General features: G+C 72.1%; 15 protein-coding genes. 9 read left to right on the top strand and 6 right to left on the bottom strand.

Translation table 11 applies throughout. From position 1 onward, the window contains the following. The first annotated feature begins 90 nt into the window (after positions 1-90). A complete protein-coding gene (locus tag ACFY3J_RS06055; protein WP_384181211.1) occupies positions 91-1,587 on the top strand; it encodes a hypothetical protein in 1,497 nt (498 codons plus the stop codon). 110 nt (positions 1,588-1,697) lie between these two features. Further along, a complete protein-coding gene (locus ACFY3J_RS06060) occupies positions 1,698-1,931 on the top strand; it encodes a hypothetical protein (protein ID WP_384181213.1) in 234 nt (77 codons plus the stop codon). A 392-nt stretch (positions 1,932-2,323) separates the two neighbouring features. Here ACFY3J_RS06060 and ACFY3J_RS06065 read toward each other — a convergent pair whose 3' ends face one another. Both ACFY3J_RS06065 and ACFY3J_RS06070 read right to left on the bottom strand, forming a co-directional pair. Continuing rightward, positions 2,324-3,718, bottom strand: a complete 1,395-nt coding sequence (locus ACFY3J_RS06065; protein WP_384181215.1) for an NAD(P)/FAD-dependent oxidoreductase — start codon at positions 3,716-3,718, stop codon at positions 2,324-2,326. A gap of 133 nt (positions 3,719-3,851) precedes the next feature. Continuing rightward, positions 3,852-4,568 (bottom strand): TetR/AcrR family transcriptional regulator, encoded by a 717-nt coding sequence (locus ACFY3J_RS06070; protein WP_384181217.1) that lies wholly within the window; start codon positions 4,566-4,568, stop codon positions 3,852-3,854. Positions 4,569-4,836: 268 nt separating this feature from the next. Between ACFY3J_RS06070 and ACFY3J_RS06075 the strand changes: the two genes are divergently transcribed. Further along, complete coding sequence (locus ACFY3J_RS06075) at positions 4,837-6,474, top strand: amidohydrolase (protein ID WP_390840381.1); 1,638 nt, start codon at positions 4,837-4,839, stop codon at positions 6,472-6,474. Between the two features lie 7 nt (positions 6,475-6,481). On the opposite strand, the gene ACFY3J_RS06080 is transcribed toward ACFY3J_RS06075, so the two are convergent. Then, complete coding sequence (locus ACFY3J_RS06080; protein ID WP_390840382.1) at positions 6,482-7,558, bottom strand: LacI family DNA-binding transcriptional regulator; 1,077 nt, start codon at positions 7,556-7,558, stop codon at positions 6,482-6,484. Positions 7,559-7,706: 148 nt separating this feature from the next. On the opposite strand from ACFY3J_RS06080, the gene ACFY3J_RS06085 reads away from it, so the two are divergent. From ACFY3J_RS06085 to ACFY3J_RS06110, 6 genes are read left to right on the top strand one after another with little or no spacing between them, the layout of a single operon-like run. After that, positions 7,707-9,347, top strand: a complete 1,641-nt coding sequence (locus tag ACFY3J_RS06085; RefSeq protein ID WP_384181223.1) for an ABC transporter substrate-binding protein — start codon at positions 7,707-7,709, stop codon at positions 9,345-9,347. Next, positions 9,347-10,300, top strand: coding sequence for an ABC transporter permease (locus ACFY3J_RS06090; protein WP_390840400.1), 954 nt, complete (start codon positions 9,347-9,349; stop codon positions 10,298-10,300). The genes ACFY3J_RS06085 and ACFY3J_RS06090 overlap by 1 nt, the downstream gene beginning before the upstream one ends. Continuing rightward, positions 10,297-11,166, top strand: coding sequence for an ABC transporter permease (locus ACFY3J_RS06095; protein WP_384181227.1), 870 nt, complete (start codon positions 10,297-10,299; stop codon positions 11,164-11,166). Before ACFY3J_RS06090 ends, ACFY3J_RS06095 begins: the two co-directional genes overlap by 4 nt. A gap of 5 nt (positions 11,167-11,171) precedes the next feature. Beyond that, positions 11,172-12,149 carry an ABC transporter ATP-binding protein gene (locus ACFY3J_RS06100; RefSeq protein WP_384181229.1) on the top strand — a complete coding sequence of 326 codons (978 nt, stop codon included), beginning with the start codon at positions 11,172-11,174 and terminating at the stop codon, positions 12,147-12,149. After that, positions 12,146-12,982 (top strand): ABC transporter ATP-binding protein, encoded by an 837-nt coding sequence (locus ACFY3J_RS06105; protein ID WP_384181231.1) that lies wholly within the window; start codon positions 12,146-12,148, stop codon positions 12,980-12,982. The genes ACFY3J_RS06100 and ACFY3J_RS06105 overlap by 4 nt, the downstream gene beginning before the upstream one ends. Before the next feature lie 42 nt (positions 12,983-13,024). Continuing rightward, complete coding sequence (locus ACFY3J_RS06110) at positions 13,025-14,476, top strand: amidase (RefSeq protein WP_390840383.1); 1,452 nt, start codon at positions 13,025-13,027, stop codon at positions 14,474-14,476. Positions 14,477-14,660: 184 nt separating this feature from the next. Here ACFY3J_RS06110 and ACFY3J_RS06115 read toward each other — a convergent pair whose 3' ends face one another. The 3 genes from ACFY3J_RS06115 to ACFY3J_RS06125 are packed head-to-tail and all read right to left on the bottom strand — an operon-like array spanning position 14,661 to position 16,653. Next, on the bottom strand, positions 14,661-15,389 hold the full coding sequence (locus tag ACFY3J_RS06115; protein ID WP_384181234.1) for a phosphatase PAP2 family protein: 729 nt from the start codon (positions 15,387-15,389) through the stop codon (positions 14,661-14,663). Further along, complete coding sequence (locus ACFY3J_RS06120; RefSeq protein ID WP_384181236.1) at positions 15,386-15,988, bottom strand: phosphatase PAP2 family protein; 603 nt, start codon at positions 15,986-15,988, stop codon at positions 15,386-15,388. Before ACFY3J_RS06120 ends, ACFY3J_RS06115 begins: the two co-directional genes overlap by 4 nt. Then, entirely contained in the window at positions 15,985-16,653 is a 669-nt protein-coding gene (locus ACFY3J_RS06125; protein WP_384181238.1) for a DedA family protein, read from the bottom strand. The genes ACFY3J_RS06120 and ACFY3J_RS06125 overlap by 4 nt, the downstream gene beginning before the upstream one ends. Positions 16,654-16,907: the final 254 nt, after the last annotated feature.

The raw sequence follows: 16,907 nt of genomic DNA on the forward strand, positions 1-16,907 counted from the left end.
CCTACCTGGTTCCTGCTTACCTGGTTCCCGCGCCGGTGGCGCGGAACGCGGGGAGTCCGAAACCCCGCGGTGCGGGGGTGAGGGGTGGAGATGGCCGACAGTACGCACGCCATACCCGTCGGGATGCGGCGAGCGGGACCGGGATCCGGCTCCGCCCGCGCCCGCCGGGCCCGCGGCGACGTCCTCGTGGCGGCGGTGGCCGCCGCCTTCACCCTCGCCCAACTCCTCCTCGTCCGCCCCGGCATGGGCCTCGGCTGGGACGAGTCCATCTACGTCAGCCAGGTCAGCGGACACGCACCGGCAGCCTACTTCAGCGCCCCGCGCGCACGCGGCGTCTCGCTGCTCGTCGCGCCGGTCGCCTCCTGGTCGTCGTCCACCACGCTGCTGCGCGTCTACCTCGCGGTACTCTCCGGGCTCGCCCTGTACTTGGCCCTGCGCGTGTGGCGGCATACGTTCCGCTCCGATGTCCTGGCCCTGGCCGGCGCCCTGTTCGCCTCTCTGTGGGTGACCCTGTTCTACGGTCCGCAGGCCATGCCCAACTACTGGGTGGCCATCGGCGCCCTCGCCTGTGCGGGCTGCTACCTGCGGGTCCGTACCGCCCGGCGGGACGGCGCCGCACTGTGGGGCCTGGCAGGGGGCGCCGCCCTCATGGCGTTGATGCGCCCCATGGACGCCGTCTGGGTGGTCCTGCCCCTGCTCGCCCTCGCCCTGCTGGAGCGGCACTGGAAGCCGCTCGCCGCGCTGCTCGCAGGACTGGTCGCCGGGTCAGCCGAATGGGTGATCGAGGCGTACGTCGCCTACGGGGGCCTGTTCCAGCGGCTGTCCGACGGCTCCGCCGTACAGGGCGGCCTGGGCTGGCACTTCGCCGTGGCCGACCAGCTGCGCAGCCTGGGCGGGCGCGCCCTGTGCCGGCCGTGCACCGGGGCGCAGCCGAATCCGGTTGTCACCGCCTGGTGGTACGTCCTGCCCCTGCTCGCCCTGCTGGGCCTCGCCCTCGCCGTGCGCGCCCGGCGGACCCCGCCCACGCTGGTCGCGCTGGCCTGCGCGGTCACGGCCGCCTTCCCGTACCTGTTCATGATCGGATATGCGGCGCCCCGCTTCCTGCTGCCCGCCTACGCCCTGCTCGCGATCCCGGCCGCCGACGCCCTCGTCCAACTGCTCAGGGCGCCGAACGGCAGGTGGCGGCCCCTCGCCGTGTCCCTGGCCGTCCTCGGCCTCGCCGGACACCTGGCGGTGCAGTACGCCGTCCTCGCCCACACCGTCCACCGCACCACCACCGACCGCCGCGCCTGGTCCGTCACCGCCGCCGCGCTGCACCGCCTCGGAGTGCGCCCGCCCTGTCTGCTCACCGGTGAGGAGGCCATCCCGATCGCCTTCTACACCGGCTGCGGTTCGGCCGCGACCGCGGGCCCCAACACCAACAGCACCCCGGCGGCCATCGACCAGGCCGCACGGCGCCTCCCGGTCGCCGCCCTCACCACCGCCGACGGCACCCCGCCCGCGTACGCCCGCACCTGGCCCTCCCACCGCTTCGGCGACCTGCGCCTGTACGTCGCGCCCCAGGCGCGCAGGGCCACCGGTCCCTGACGCCGGGAGCTCCGCAACCGTCACCAGGGCGCGCGTAGTTCGCCGCCGGCGCCGCCCACCACGTACTGGCCGCCGGCCTCGGGGCGGGCGCGGTCGACCTGTGGTTCCTGATGCGGTGCGGCCCGTCCGCGGGCCGCACCGCGAGCGCGCTCACCGTGCGGCGCCCGGTCGTCGTACTCGCCGTGGCCTGCCCGGGCGTCCTGCGGATACCGCACTTCTCCGTCATGGCCGTGGCCATCGTCCTCGGCGCCGCCGTGCTGGTGGCGGCGGCGGTGCGGGGCCCGCTGCGGTCGCGGTGCCGGTCCATGGTCGCGGCGGTGCTGAACGACATCGCGACCGTGTAAAACCGGCCGCGGCGGGCCGCCGCCCTGTGGGGCGGCCCGCTCGCCTTCGCCGCGGCCCGCCCCGGTCCGGGTGGCGTTCCTCCACCTCGCCGCCACCCGTGCCGCCGCCCTGCTGCCCACTCCCGGCGGACTCGGCTCCCTGGACTTCGCCCTCGCCGCGGGCGGGGCCCCGGCTGCCTCCGCCGCCCTCGGCCACCGGCTCCTGACCGTCCGGCTCCCCTGCTCTCCCGCCTGGCGGTCCTGGTCGCACTCGTCCGCCGCGGGGCGGTGTGCGACGCGCGGCATCGGACGCCTGGGCCGCACGGTGCCGCCCACCCGGCGGGCCGAGACCCGTTCGCGGCAGTCAGGATGCCTTCAGGTCTCCGGCCTCGCCCCGCGGCCCTGTCGTGCCGTCAGCTGTCGAAGCCGAGGCCGAACCGGTCGAGGGTCTTGAGCCAGAGGTTGCGGCGTCCCTCGTTCTCGTCCGCCCGGGCGAGGGACCACCTGGTGGCCTGGACTCCCGCCCAGCGGATCGGTTCCGGCGGGAACGGCAGGGGCTTGCGCCGCACCATCTCCAGGGAGGTGCGCTCGGTGCGCTCGCCGGCCAGCAGGTCGAGCATCACCTCGGCGGCGAAGCGAGTCGCGCCCACGCCGAGGCCGGTGAAGCCGGCCACGTAGGCGACCCGGCCCCGGTGGCTGGTGTCGAAGAACGCGCAGAAGCGGCTGCAGGTGTCGATCGCGCCGCCCCAGGCGTGGGTGAAACGCAGGCCCTCCAGCTGAGGGAAGGTCTGCAAGAAGTGCCGGGCCAGGGTCGCGAAGGTCTCGGGCCGCTGGTCGTGTTCGGCGCGCACCCGGCCCCGGTAGTGGTAGACGGCGTCGTAGCCGCCCCACAGGATGCGGTTGTCGGCGGAGAGCCGGACGTAGTGGAACTGGTTGGCGCTGTCCGAGAACCCCTGCCGGTTGCGCCAGCCGACGGAGGCGAGCTGTTCGTCCGTCAGTGGCTCGGTCATCAGTGCGTAGTCGTACACGGGGATGGTGTACGGGCGGTGCCGCTTGACCAGGGAGGGGAAGACATTGGTCGCCAGCGCCACGCGGCCGGCGAAAATGCGGCCGTACGAGGTCCGCACCGCGATCCCGGTGCCGGCCTCGGCGAGGGCGGTGGCCCGGGTGTGCTCGTGGATGCGTACGCCAAGACTCAGGCAGGCCTGCTTGAGCCCCCAGGCGAGACGCGCCGGATTGACCAGCGCCGTGCCGTCCTTGTCCCAGAGTCCGCCCAGGAAGGTCGGCGAGTCGATCTCGGCGCGGATCTGGTCGGCGTCCAGCACCGTTGGCGCGGTGCCGTAGCGGGCGGCGAGTCCGGCCAGTTCCCGCAGGTCGTCGAGTTGGTACCGCTCGGTGGCCACGCTGAGGGAGCCGGTGCGCTCCCAGTCGCAGTCGATGCCGTGGCGCTTGATCGTGTCCTCGATCGCCTGGAGATTCCGGGTGCCCAGCTCCTCGAGCTCGGCGATCTCACCGGGCCAGCGCTCCATGCCGTTGCCCAGGCCGTGGGTGAGGCTGGCCTCGCAGAAGCCGCCGTTGCGGCCCGAGGCCGCCCAGCCGACCTCCTCGCCCTCGATCAGCAGGACGTCGAGGGAGGGGTCGCGGTCCTTGGCGATCAGGGCGGTCCATAGGCCGCTGTAGCCGCCGCCGACCACCAGCAGGTCGCAGCGGGTGCCGGCGACCAGGGCGGAAGCGGCCTGCGGGCGATCGGGGTCGTCCAGCCAGAACGGAGTGGGGCAGGCGTCCTGGAGCGCGCGGACGGGATCCATGGTGGTGCTCCTTGTGTGCATGGAGGGGCCGGCCTCCGGGGTCCTCCCATCAGAACGCTGTACGCCAAGTAAAGTCAATGGTGTTGACATAAGGCTTTCCGATGTCGCGAGCGCGTGCGGACCGGTTGCGCGCTCAGTGCGCCCGCCCGCCCGCCCCGGGCAACCTGGCGGCGACGGCGTCGAGCAGCAGTTCCAGGGCGAACGGGTACCCGCTGAGCTGCATGTCGGCGGCCAGCAGATGGGCGGTGGCGGCGATGTTGGGGTGGGTGCTCGCCCCCAGGCGGCCGTAGCGGGCCTGCCAGACCCCACGCTCGGCCTCCTGGGCCGGGGCCGGCAGGGAGACCGCGGCGGCGTCCAGAGCCGCGAAGGCGAGCCCCTGGTCCACGAAGGCGTGATAGATCCGCACCGCGTCCTCGTCCTGGAAGCCCGCCGACCGCAGCAGGCCGAGGATCTCCTCCACGGCCCGGGTCTCGTTGTCCCGCCCGGTCGTCCGGTGCGCGGCCAGCAGGGCCGCCTGCGGGTGCGCCTGGTAGGCGGCATGGATGCGCAGGCCCACCTCGCGCAGGCCGGCACGCCAGTCGCCGCTGGGCTGCCAGCCCTGCAGGGCGCGGCCGATGAGCTCGTCGGCGATGGCGAGCAGAAGGTCGTCGGTGTTGTGGAAGTACCGGTACAGCGCGCTGGGGTCGGCGCCCAGCGCGGCTCCCAGCCGGCGGACCGTCAATGCGTCGGCGCCATGCTGGTGGATCAGTCGCAGGGCGGTCTCGATGATGGTCTGCTCGGACAGTACCGTGCCCTGTTTGGTCGGCTTTCTGCGCCGCCGCTGCGGCTCGCGCACCACACGCTCAGTCATGCCCCGGATCTTATGACAACAGCATTGACGTTTGTGTGAACCCAGGCTTTCATGCCTGTCGTCCGGCCCTCGGGCCACCTCCTCCCCCGAGTGGCCCGCGGATGCCCTCGGAGTGTCCTCACCTGCCCGCGGCCTGCGGCGCGGGCCCTGACGGCGACCCGAAAACGCCCCGGCGCCCCGGCCGTTCGGTGGTGCCACCACAGGCGGCAGCACCTGGTTCCTCACTGCGGACCGCTCGCGCGGACCGCCGATCCCTTGGAGTACCACCATGACCAAGGCCGACCTGGTCTTCGTCCAAGGCCCCGTGCACACCGGGGACCCCGCACGCACCCGGGTGAGCGGCCTGGCCGTCACCGGGGAGCGGATCTCGGCCGTCGGGCACGACGAGGTGCGCGAGCTGATCGGCCCCAGGACCGAGGTGGTCGACCTCAGCGGCAAGCTGCTGCTTCCCGGCTTCCAGGACGCGCACGTCCACGCCGTATACGGGGGGTTGGAGCTGGGCGAGTGCGACCTCACCGGCACCGTGGGAGTCGACGAGTACCTGCGGCGCATCCGCGAGTACGCCGACGCTCACCCCGACAGCCCCTGGATCACCGGCGGCGGCTGGTCCATGGAGAGCTTCGAGGGCGGCCTTCCCACCCGGCAACTGCTCGACTCCGTGGTGCCCGACCGGCCGGTGTACCTGCCCAACCGGGACCATCACGGCGCCTGGGTCAACACCCGCGCGCTGGAACTCGCGGGCCTCTCCCGCGACACCCCGGACCCTGCCGACGGCCGGATCGAGCGGGGGAGCGACGGCACACCGAGCGGCGTCCTGCAGGAGGGCGCCACCGCTCTGGTGGCCCGCCTGGTGCCCGACAAGACCGCCGGTGATCGCCTGGCCGGCTTGCTGCGCGCCCAGCGGCTGCTCCACTCGCTCGGCATCACCGGCTGGCAGGATGCCCTGCTCGGCACGTTCAACGGCCAGTCCGACCCCTCCGACGCATATCTCACCGCCGCCCGCGAGGGCACCCTGACAGCCAGGGTCGTCGGCGCGCTGTGGTGGGACCGCGCGCGCGGCGCCGACCAGATTCCCGAACTGGTCTCGCGCCGCGCCGAGTTGACTCACGGAAGGTTTCGGGCCGGCTCGGTGAAGATCATGCAGGACGGCATTGCGGAGAACTTCACCGCCGCGATGACCAGCCCTTACCTGGACAGCTGCGGCTGCGTCACCGCCAACAGCGGCCTGAGCTTCGTCGACCCGGTCGAGCTGCGCTCGCACGTCACCGCGCTGGACGCGCTCGACTTCCAGGTGCACTTCCACGCCCTCGGCGACCGCGCGGTGCGCGAGGCACTGGACGCCGTCGAGGCGGCCCGCACCGCCAACGGCCGCCGTGCCACCCGGCATCATCTGGCCCACCTTCAGGTCATCCACCCCGAGGACATCGCGCGCTTCGCCCGGCTCGGCGCGATCGCCAACATCCAGCCGCTCTGGGCCGCGCACGAGCCGCAGATGGACGAGCTCACCATCCCCTTCCTCGGACCCGAACGCGCCGCCTGGCAGTACCCCTTCGGTTCCCTGCTGCGCGCCGGCGCCACCCTTGCGGCGGGCAGTGACTGGCCCGTGAGCAGCCCCGACCCGATCGCCGGGATCCACGTCGCCGTCAACCGAATGGTGCCCGAGACCACGGACGACCGCGTCTTCCTGCCGGAACAGCGCCTAGACCTCTCCACTGCCGTCGCCGCGTACACCGCCGGTTCGGCCCATGTCAACGGCCTGGACGAGGCCGGCAGCCTCCGTCCCGGCAACCTCGCTGACCTGGTGGTCCTCGACCGGGACATCTTCACCGCCCCGGCCGAGGAGATCGGTACGGCCCGGGCCGTGCAGACCTATGTAGGGGGAGAACTTGTCCACTCCGCCTCCTGACCGCCCGTCAGCGCGGCCCGGCCGCACCTCGCGGACCGCGGCCGCGCTGCGAGGACGCCCTGAGCTCCAGCTTCGCCGGCACCACGGTGCCCGTAGGCTCCTGGCTCCCGCTCTCCAGTGCCGCGATCAACTGTGCGACGCCCGTCGCGGCGATGAGGTGGGGCTGGAGACTCAGCGTCGTGATGGGCGGGTCGGCGTACGCCGCCGAGGAGTCCTCGCTCGCGCAGACCAGCAGCAGGTCGCCCGGCACCGACAGGCCCAGGCGGCGCGCGGCGTCGAGCACCAGCGGCGGATTGGCCTCAGCCAGCACGAAGAGGGCGTCGGGGGCAGCGGAAGAGGTCAGGGCCCGCTCCACCGCCTCCACGACCGGTCCATTGCCCGGGCGCTCGGAGCGCGTGATACGAGGCGTGGCCTTCCGCTCGGCGCACCAGTGCCGGTAGACGTCCAGTGCCTCCCTGTAGAAACGGGTCGGGACGTCGGGCGCCACGACCGCGATGCGCTGGGCGCCCTGGGCGTGCAGATGGTCCAGCACCTCGCGCACGGCCGTGCCGGTGTCTATGTCCACCCAGTGCGTGCCGGGGCGGCCCTCGACCGAGCGGTCGGTGGACAGCGGGACGCGGGCGGCGATGAAGTCCTCGACCAGCGGGTCGTCGGCGAGGGGGTCCGCGATGATCGCGGCGTCCAGTGGCAGGTCGGCCCACTCGCTGGGCGAGGAGCTGGTGGGCAGCAGCACCAGGGCGTAGCCGTGGTGCAGGGCCGCGGTCGCGACGGCGCTGGTCAGCTGCGCGAAGTACGGGGAGTCCATGTAGGACCCCGGGGTCGTGGGGTGCTCCCCGACGGCGTACCCGATGAGTCTGGCGTGCCCGGCGCGCAGCAGCCGCGCGGTCGCATTGGGCCGGTATCCGAGCCGGCGCGCGGTCTCACGGGCGTGCTCACGCACGGCAGGCGAGAGGCGTCCGGTCCCGTTGAGCGCGGCGGAGACGGTGGTCTTGGACAGGCCCGCCTCACGAGCGACGTCGACGAGGCGGACCCGGGGCGCGGCGGCCGGGATGCCCCGGCCGCCGCGGCGGGGAGTTTCGGTCATGTGCTGATGCTGCCAGCTCCGCGGTCCGTCGTCACGCGGCTCTGACCTCGGAAAAACCGATCCCGCAAACCCTTGTGAAGGAACGTTCCCGCACCCATACTTGCCGGAACCTCAAAACCCCCATTACCCCAGGAAAGGGGCGGCTTCCTTGCGTGCCTCCAGACTGACCAGCCTGCTCGCCGGTGCGGCCGTCGCGGCAGCGGCCCTCTCCGGCTGCTCCGGTGCCTCCTCCACCGGCACCGACGCGGCCAAGGGCGGCGCGCCGTACAAGGTGGCGCCGGACACGCCCCCGGCCAAGGGCCCGATCCCGTCGTTCACCTGGTCGCTGTACGCCGAGCCCTACTCCCTCGACTACACGCAGGCGTACGACTACCCGCCCAACACCGTGTTGGCGAACATCTGCGAGCAACTGTTCCGCACCACGCCCGAGATGAAGATCGTGCCGGCCCTGGCTGTGAAGTCGGCCAATCCCGACCCGCTCACCTGGGTGTACACCCTGCGCTCCGGGGTGAGGTTCCACAGCGGTGGAACCATGACCGCGGACGACGTCGTCGCCTCCCTGAAGCGCCATCTGAATCCGCGTGTGGGCTCGGCCTGGGACAGCACGTTCAGAAACGTCGCCTCGATCTCCAAGACCGGTCCGCTCGAGGTGACGATCAGGCTCAAGAAGCCCGACGTGCTGCTCAACGAGATGCTGGCGGCCTCCCCCGGCACCGTCGAGAGCGCCCCCTTCCTGGCCGAGGCCGGCCGTGACTACGGCAGCCCCAAGGGCGGAGTCGACTGCACCGGCCCCTACGCGCTCGACAAGTGGGCCCAGGGTGAAAGCATCACCCTGAAGAAGAACCCCGCCTACTGGGACGCCTCGTTGAAGCCCAAGGCGGACCGCGTGAAGTTCGTCTTCATCGCGGACCCGGCCGCACGCACCAACGCCTGGCTCTCCGGCACGGTCGACGGCGGGTACCTGATCCCCTCCTCCGCGTTCCCACAGCTCAGGGCGACCTCGCAGGGCAAGCTGTACTTCGGCCCCAATACCGCCGCCTCCGATCTCGCGGTGACGAACCTCAAGGGCACGCTCGGCGACCTGAAGACCCGTCAGGCCCTGTCCATGGCACTTGACCGGAAGAGCATCATCAAGGCCGCCGCCGGCGGAGTGGGCGTCCCCGCCAAGGCGCCGACCGCACAGGGCGCGTGGCTCACCGCGCCGGACCGGACGGCCCGCTACTTCGACGCTCTTCCTGAGCCGGTGTACGACCTCGAAGGTGCCAAGAAGCTGGTCAAGGAGGCCGGAGCCACCGGCAGGAAGGTCGTCATGGCCACCAGCACCCTCGCTCCCGAGATCAGTGTTGTCGCCAACGCGGTGCAGGCGGCGGGCAAGCAGATCGGACTCGACGTGCGGCTCAAGCCGGTCTCGCCGGACGGGTACAGCGCGCTGTTCACCGACCCGCACGCCCGTGCCGACGTCGATCTGGTGTTCACCAACGGCTACACCAACTCGCCGGACCCGCTGGAGTTCTACCAGTCGTTCCGCACGGGCGACTTCGCCAACTACGGCAAGTACTCGAACCCGGAGTACGACGCGGTCTACGACAAGGCGGCCGCGACCGACGACCCGGCCGCCCGTGCCGACCTGACCAGCGAGCTGCAGAAGATCATGGTGCGCGAGCTGCCCGCGATCCCGCTCTACGAGGCTCCCCACTCGGTGTTCCTGGGCAGCCGGATCACCGGCGCTCCGGCCGGCATCGCCCAGCTGTACTACCCGTGGGCCGCGACGATCGGGTCGGCGAACTGATGTCCCGTTACATCATCGGCCGGCTCCTGGGGCTGGTGGCAGTGCTGCTGATCACCTCGTTCCTGGTGTTCAGCGCGGTGCATCTGGCTCCGGGGGATCCGGTGTCCTTCCTCCTCAAGGGCCACCCGGTGTCGCCGGAGACCAAGGCCGCGATCCGCGCCCAGTACCACCTCGACGACCCGTTCTTCGTCCAGTACCTGAAGTGGGTCGGCAACGTTCTGCACGGCGACTTCGGGCGCTCCGTGCAGTTCCGGCAGGACGTCGGCTCCCTCATCGGGTCGCGCCTGCCGAGCACGGCCCTCCTCATCGGCTACTCGGCCGTCCTGGTCTGCCTCGGCGGTGTGCTGGCCGGCGTCCTCGCCGCGCTGCGCCCCGGCGCGGTCGACCGTCTCGTGCTGGTGGGCACGGGCGTGGCCACGGCGACCCCGCCGTTCGTCAGCGCCGTCGTGCTGGTGTCGCTGTTCTCGGTCCAGTTGGGCTGGTTCCCGGGGCCCGGTGCCACCGGCACCGGTTTCGCGGACCGGCTCTACCACCTGACCCTGCCCGCTGTCGCCCTCGCGATCACCCTTGCCGGGCTGCTGGCCCGGGTGACCCGCTCCTCGATGCTCGACCAGTTGCGGCGGGAGCACGTCGAGGTGGCGCGTTCCCGCGGAGTCGCCGAGGGCGACGTGGTGCGGCGGCACGTGCTGCGCAACGCCCTCGGCCCGATTGTCACCGTCGGCGGCACGATGCTCGCCGGACTGCTGGTGAGCACCGCGATCGTGGAGACCGCCTTCAACGTGTCCGGGATCGGCTCACTGCTCGTGCAGGCGGTGACGGTCAAGGACTTCCCCGTGGTGCAGGCGATCACACTGTTCATCGTCGCGGCGTTTGTGCTGGTGAACATGGTCGTGGACCTCCTCGCCCCGCTCATCGACCCCCGGCTGACCCTCACCCGGCGAGGTGCCTCATGACCGCGATCAACGCCACCGAGCTGAACCGGCGCCCGGGGCTGCGCCGCCTGCAGGTGTTCGGGCAGGGACCGCTGTTCACGGCGGCCGTCGTGCTGCTGGCCGCACTGGTGGCCGTGGCCGTCTTCGCGCCGCTGCTCGCGCCGTACGACCCCGACGCCCTCGATCTGCAGGCCACCCTGGCCGGCAGCAGCGCCGACCACCTTCTGGGCGCCGACCAGTCGGGCCGCGATGTGCTGTCGCGGCTGCTGTACGGCGCGCGCTCCGGGCTGCTCGGACCGCTCCTGGTCGTCGGGTTGTCGACCCTGCTGGGCATCGTGGTCGGCGTGGTGGCCGCCTGGCGTGGCGGCTGGGTCGACTCGGTCCTCTCCCGGTCGATGGACCTGGTGTTCTCCTTCCCCGGCCTGCTCGTGGCGATCATGTTCGTAGCAGTCGTCGGACCGGGCATGACCGCGCCCGTCATCGCCATGGCGGTCGCGTACATGCCCTACGTGGGGCGCCTGGTGCGCAGCCTCGCCCAGCAGGAGAAGGCCCGTCCGTACATCGAGTCCTACCGCGTGCAGGGCTGGTCGGGCTGGACGATCTGCGTCCGGCACCTGCTGCCCAACATCGCGGCGACCGTGCTCGCCCAGTCGGCGATCAACTTCGGCTACGCCCTGATGGACCTCGCCGCGCTGTCCTTCCTCGGCTTCGGCGTGCAGCCGCCGACCGCCGACTGGGGCGCGATGATCAACGAGGGCGAGGGCGCGCTGCTGCAGGGGGCGATGCTGCCCGCGCTCGCACCGTCGGTGTGCATCGTGCTCGCCGTCGTGGCGTTCAGCATCGTCGGCGAGGGCATCGCCGACCGTGTCGCCAAGAGGGAGAGGTGAGGGGGATGACCGAGCAGCAGACTCTTCTGGAGATCGACGATCTCACCGTGCGGTTGCCCGAGGGGCGCGCGGCCCGGCCCATCCTGGACGGCGTGTCACTGCGCGTGGCGGCGGGCGAGACCGTAGGTCTGGTCGGCGAGTCGGGTTCGGGCAAGTCGGTCGCGTGCCGCAGTGTGCTCGGGCTGCTGCCCGAGCACGCGCGGACGGACGGTGAGGTCCGCGTGGCGGGCCGCGACGTGCTGACCCTGGACCGGAACGGGCTGAAGGAACTGAGGGCCCGGCAGGTCTCGATGGTCTTCCAGGACCCGCGCGCCTCGGTCAACCCCATGCGGCGCGTCGGCGACTTCCTCACCGAGGGGATGCGGGGGGCCGGCGTACCCGCGTCTGCGGCACGGGCCCGTGCCGAGGAACTCCTCGACGCCGTGGGCATCCGTGATCCGGGCGGCGCGCTGCGGCGCTATCCGCACCAGTTCTCCGGCGGCATGCTCCAGCGCGTCGTCATCGCGGCGGCGCTCGCGACCGAGCCCTCGCTGCTGGTCGCCGACGAGCCGACGACCGCGCTGGACGTGACCACTCAGGCCGAGGTCGTCGCGATCCTCACCCGCCTGCAGGCCGAGCGGGGCACCGGCATGCTCTTCGTCACTCACGACTTGGAACTGGCCGCGGCCATCTGCGACCGCATCTACGTCATGTACGCGGGGCGGATCGTCGAGACGCAGACCGCCGGAAAGCTCTTCGAGCACCCGCGCCACCCGTACACCTCCGGACTGCTCGCCTGCACACCCCGTCTCGAGCCGGACGCGGGGCCGCCACGGCCCATCCCCGGCCGTCCGGTCTCGCTCGCCGAATCGCCGTCCGGGTGCGCGTTCGCCGCCCGGTGCGCGCATGCACAGGAGCGCTGCTCGGCCGAGAAGCCCGTCCTTGAACAGTACGGCGAGGGCCTGAGTGCCTGCCTGCGCGCCGGAGAAGGGATCCCGCTGTGACTGCCGTGACCGCCGAGAGGGAGGCGACCGCCACGTCCGGCCTCGTGGTGGAGGGACTGCGCAAGGAGTTCGGCGGCCACGTGGCCGTGGACGGAGTGTCGTTCACGTTGGCACCGGGCGGTTCACTGGGCATCGTGGGCGAGTCCGGGTGCGGGAAGACCACCACCGCGCGCATGCTCGTGGGCCTGGAGCCGCACGACGCCGGCACCATCCATCTCGACGGACGCGACCGCTCGACACGGGCCCGCGGGCAGGCCGAACGGCTGGCCAGGGCCCGCGAGATCCAGATGGTGTTCCAGGATCCCTACCTGTCCCTCGACCCGCGCATCAGCGTGAGTGTGTGCATCGAGGAGGTGCTGCGCCTGCACTTCCCGCTCGATGCTCCGGCGCGGCGCAGACGGGTCGCCGAACTCCTCGACCAGGTGGGACTGGGCGAGCGTGAGGCCGCGGCGCTGCCGCGCCGGTTGTCGGGTGGGCAGCGCCAGCGGGTGGCCATCGCCCGGGCGCTGGCGGCCCGTCCGCAGGTGCTCATCCTCGACGAGGCGGTCGCCGCACTCGACGTGTCCATCCAGGCACAGATCCTCGACCTGCTCGCACACATCCGGCGTGAGGAGGGCATCGGCTTCCTCTTCGTCAGCCACGACCTTGCCGTGGTGCGGCACATCACCGATGAGGTGGTGGTGCTCAGGTCCGGAAAGGTCGTCGAGTCCGGCCCCACCGCCACCGTCCTGTCCAACCCACAGCACGCTTACACCCGCCTGCTGCTCGACTCCGTCCCGCGGCCCGGGTGGGATCCGGCCCGCATCTCCGAAGGCCGTCGCGCACTCATCTGACCGCTCGATCCATCTTGAAGGGCCATCGCAGTGACCAACCCCATGAATTCCGCCGGCTCCGTCGGCTCCACCGACCTCACCGACCTCGCCTACCTGCCGGCCACCGAGGCCCTGCGACGATTCCGCGACCGCACGCTGTCGCCCGTCGAGCTGATGAACGCGGTCATCGCGCGTGCAGAGGCCGTCGAGCCCAAGGTCAACGCCCTCGCCGAGCAAACGTTCGAGGAGGCGCTCGCCGCAGCCCGCGATGCCGAGGCGCGGTACGCGGGCAAGGGGGAGCCTCCCCGTGCGCTGGAGGGTCTCGCCGTCGCGGCGAAGGAGGAGCAGCCCATCGCGGGCCGCCGTGCCACGGACGGCTCCCTGGTGTACCAGGACCAGGTCGCCGGGGAGACGCACCCGGTCATCGAGCGGATCCAGGCCGCCGGCGGCATCGTGCACGCGCGGACCACAACCCCCGAGTTCAGCTGTGCGGCGTTCACCCAGTCACGGCTGTGGGGGGTCACCCGCAACCCGTGGAACCTGGAGTTCTCCCCGGGCGGTTCCTCGGGTGGATCGGGCGCCGCGCTCGCGGCGGGCGAGGCGACGCTCGCGACCGGCTCCGACATCGGCGGCTCGATCCGCATCCCCGCCTCGTTCACCGGCACGGTCGGCTTCAAGCCGCCGTACGGGCGGGTGCCGGCGATGACTCCGTTCAACCTCGACACGTACTGCCACGACGGTCCGATGGCGCGTACCGTCGCCGACTGCGCCCTGCTGGAGAACGTGATGGCGGGGCCCCACCCGCTGGACGCCGTCTCGCTGCGACCCAAGCTCGTCCTGCCGGAGCAGTTCGAGAGCGTCGAGGGTTTGCGGGTGGCGCTGTCGGTCACTCTCGGAGACTGGGTGGTCGACCCCGAGGTCGAGGCCAACACCCGGGCGGTCGCACAGGCGTTGCGAGCGGCCGGGGCCATCGTCGAGGAGGTCGAGGTCTCGATCACGCGGGCGGACGTGTTCCGGGCATCGCTGATCCACTTCGGCTCGATCTTCGGCCCGTACATCACGTCGATCGCCGCCGAGCACGGCGAGCTCCTCACGGACTACGCGCGCGACTTCGCCGAGCGGGCCGGCGCGGCCGCCCGCGAACCGGGCAGCTTCCTTCAGGGCCTCGAGATCGAGGGTGTGGTGCAGGCGGAGCTCGGTGCCCTGCTGGACCGCTACGACGTGCTGCTCTGCCCGACCGCCGCCATCCCGGCGTTCGCGGCCGACGACGACCACCTCTCGACCAAGGTCGTGATCAACGGCGTCGAGCTGGACTACTACTTGGAGGCCGCGATGACCACGGTGTTCAACATCGCCAGCCGGTGCCCGGTGCTGAGCGTGCCGTCCGGCTTCGCCTCGACAGGGGTGCCGACAGGCGTCCAGGTCGTCGGGCGTACCTACGACGACACCACTGTGTTCCGCGCCGCCGCCGCGATCGAGGCCGTCCGGCCGTGGAACCGGATACCCGTTCTCTGACCTGAAACCGGCATGCCGGCGGCCGCTCTCCCCCCTCATCTCTCGCAGGCGGTGAACGGCCACGGGCGCCAGAGGCGTGCTGCCGCGGTGGTGCTCCCAGACAGTCGTCGCCCGCCCGCCGGGAAACCGGACAGCCGGTCGCTCAACGGGTGGTGCGGTCGGGAAGACCACCGGGGAGACGCGCTCAGGCCGGGCGTGACCGTCCTCGACCACCCGGAGTCTGGCCCGCGTGGTCCTCCACCGGTCCTCCGGCTGTCGCCGTCAGTCCGGACACGAGGCCGGCGGGCAGCCACCAGGTGGCCGCGCACAGGCACACCCCGAGCCAGCCCGCGGCGAACAGCCAGCCGCCGATCACGTCCGTGAACCAGTGCACCCCGAGATACACCCGGGTCAACCCCACCAGCGCGCCCCAGCAGCCGACGACGAGGCAGAACGCCCTACGACCGCGCGGGGCACGCACGGACGTCGCCAGGATCACCAGCCCGGCGGTCAGTGCGGAGGTGGTGGTGTGCCCGGACGGGAACGACCACGCCGAGGCGTGGGCCGCCCAGTCCTGCCGCGGCGGACGCGGCCGGGAGATCAGCTCCATCACGCCGTAGCGCAGGGCCTGGCCCGCCACCAGGCAGCCGAGGCCGAGAGCGGCCGCGACCGCACGCTGCCGGGCCGTGCGCCCGACGGCGAGGCCGGCCAGCGCGACGATCAGGTACGGGACGACCCCCGTCCCCGTGGCGGTGAGCCCGCGGGCCACCGCCACGGCCACCGCCGGGCGGTGATCGAGGGACCAGGAGAGCAGGGTGTCGTCCACGGACAGGGGGGTGCCATGGCCGCCGACGACCAGGCCGAGCACGGCGAACGCGGCCCAGGCGCCGAGCCCCGCGCTGCCCGCGAGGTCGGCGGTGTCCCGGGGCCTCATGACACCAGCAACGGCCGCAGCCGCGTCGTGACCAGGCGCCGGGCGAGTATCTCCGGCCGGCGCAGCAGTGCCTTCATCACGACGTAGGCCACCAGGGCACCGGTCAGGAGCCCGGCCACCACGTCGTGCGGATAGTGGGCGCCGACCCAGACCCGGGAGGCGGCCATCGCGACCGCGGCCACGCACGCGATCGCGCCGAGCCGGCGCGAGACGAGGAACAGCGCCACCGCGGCCGCGGCGGCGATCGCCGCGTGGTTGCTGGGGAAGGACCAGTCGGTGCGGGCCGGGCAGGCCTCCAGGGTGACCACGTGCAGCGTGCGGCACGGGCGCACCTCGCGCACGAGCAGCTTCACCAGCGAGTTGACGGCGTAGGCGAGCACCACGACGAGTGGCACCATCAGGGCCGTGACCGCCGCCCCGGCGTCCACCCGGCGGGAGCGCCACCAGACCGCGAGCATCAGCACGGCGAACACGGCCAGGCCGTAGGCCGACCACACCGTCACCATGTCGTCCCACCACACGGGGGAGTGGCGGGCCAGGTCCACCACGTCCGAGTACAGGGGGCCGTCGATGGACGAGCCCGACAGGGCGAGGATCATCCGCGCGCCTCCTTGGCCTTCGCGGCCCGGCGCGAGCGCAGGACCTCCGGGACGAGCGGGATCAGCGACACGATCACGATGAGTCCGATCACGGGGAGCAGATACTTGTCGATGTTCGGGACGGAGGAGCCCAGCGCGTACCCCGCGAGGGTGAGGCCGACGCTCCAGACGAGACCGCCGACGACCTGCCACAGGGTGAACGTACGGGTCGGCACGCCCAGGGCGCCGGCCATCGGGTTGAGTACCGTACGCACCACCGGCACGAAACGGGCCAGTACGATCGCCTTCGCGAACCCGTACCGCTCAAGGAGTTCCTCGGCGCGACCGGCTCCCTCGTGCAGGCGCGGGGAGCGGCTGCGGGCGAGCAGGGCGCCGCCCGCCTTGCGGCCCAGCAGGAAGCCGCACTGTGACCCGGCGAGCGCGCCGACGACGGCCGCGACCAGCAACGGGGCCAGCGACAGCTTCACACCCCGGTCGGCCGTGCCGGTGCACAGCAGGCCCGCGGTGAACAGCAGCGAGTCGCCGGGCAGGAAGAAGCCGATCAGGAGCCCCGTCTCGGCGAACATCACCACGCCGACGCCGAGCACGCCGAAGGCGGCCAGCAGCGACTGCGCGTCCAGCACGTTGACAGCGAGCTGCGACGACAGGTGCGGGGGTGCGATCATCGTCGCGGGCCCTTTCCGTCGGGTCGGCGGGCGCGCGGCTGAGGGCACCGGCCGAGTGACTACAAATCTGTAGACCGTCTACGCCAATGTAGACGATGGAGACCCCCGGGGCGTTCCCGTGGTCGCCCGAACGAGTGAACCGGATCGCCCGGCCGGACCCCGCATGCGGTTCCTGCGAGGCGAGAACGGCTGTGACCGAGGACTCTCGTGCGCGCGTCGATCTTTACCGGTCCATTGCTGCTTCATGACCAGTC

The sequence above is a fragment of the Streptomyces sp. NPDC001231 genome (genome assembly GCF_042896885.1).
GTDB lineage: Bacteria > Actinomycetota > Actinomycetes > Streptomycetales > Streptomycetaceae > Streptomyces.

Bases quoted from the DNA above. Each gene is read 5' to 3' on its own strand.
- ACFY3J_RS06060 (WP_384181213.1), top strand. From the start codon at position 1,698: ATGCGGTGCGGCCCGTCCGCGGGCCGCACCGCGAGCGCGCTCACCGTG.
- ACFY3J_RS06125 (WP_384181238.1), bottom strand. From the start codon at position 16,653: ATGATCGCACCCCCGCACCTGTCGTCGCAGCTCGCTGTCAACGTGCTG.
- ACFY3J_RS06095 (WP_384181227.1), top strand. From the start codon at position 10,297: ATGACCGCGATCAACGCCACCGAGCTGAACCGGCGCCCGGGGCTGCGC.
- ACFY3J_RS06070 (WP_384181217.1), bottom strand. From the start codon at position 4,568: ATGACTGAGCGTGTGGTGCGCGAGCCGCAGCGGCGGCGCAGAAAGCCG.
- ACFY3J_RS06055 (WP_384181211.1), top strand. From the start codon at position 91: ATGGCCGACAGTACGCACGCCATACCCGTCGGGATGCGGCGAGCGGGA.
- ACFY3J_RS06100 (WP_384181229.1), top strand. From the start codon at position 11,172: ATGACCGAGCAGCAGACTCTTCTGGAGATCGACGATCTCACCGTGCGG.
- ACFY3J_RS06080 (WP_390840382.1), bottom strand. From the start codon at position 7,558: ATGACCGAAACTCCCCGCCGCGGCGGCCGGGGCATCCCGGCCGCCGCG.
- ACFY3J_RS06090 (WP_390840400.1), top strand. From the start codon at position 9,347: ATGTCCCGTTACATCATCGGCCGGCTCCTGGGGCTGGTGGCAGTGCTG.
- ACFY3J_RS06065 (WP_384181215.1), bottom strand. From the start codon at position 3,718: ATGGATCCCGTCCGCGCGCTCCAGGACGCCTGCCCCACTCCGTTCTGG.
- ACFY3J_RS06120 (WP_384181236.1), bottom strand. From the start codon at position 15,988: ATGATCCTCGCCCTGTCGGGCTCGTCCATCGACGGCCCCCTGTACTCG.
- ACFY3J_RS06075 (WP_390840381.1), top strand. From the start codon at position 4,837: ATGACCAAGGCCGACCTGGTCTTCGTCCAAGGCCCCGTGCACACCGGG.
- ACFY3J_RS06110 (WP_390840383.1), top strand. From the start codon at position 13,025: ATGAATTCCGCCGGCTCCGTCGGCTCCACCGACCTCACCGACCTCGCC.
- ACFY3J_RS06115 (WP_384181234.1), bottom strand. From the start codon at position 15,389: ATGAGGCCCCGGGACACCGCCGACCTCGCGGGCAGCGCGGGGCTCGGC.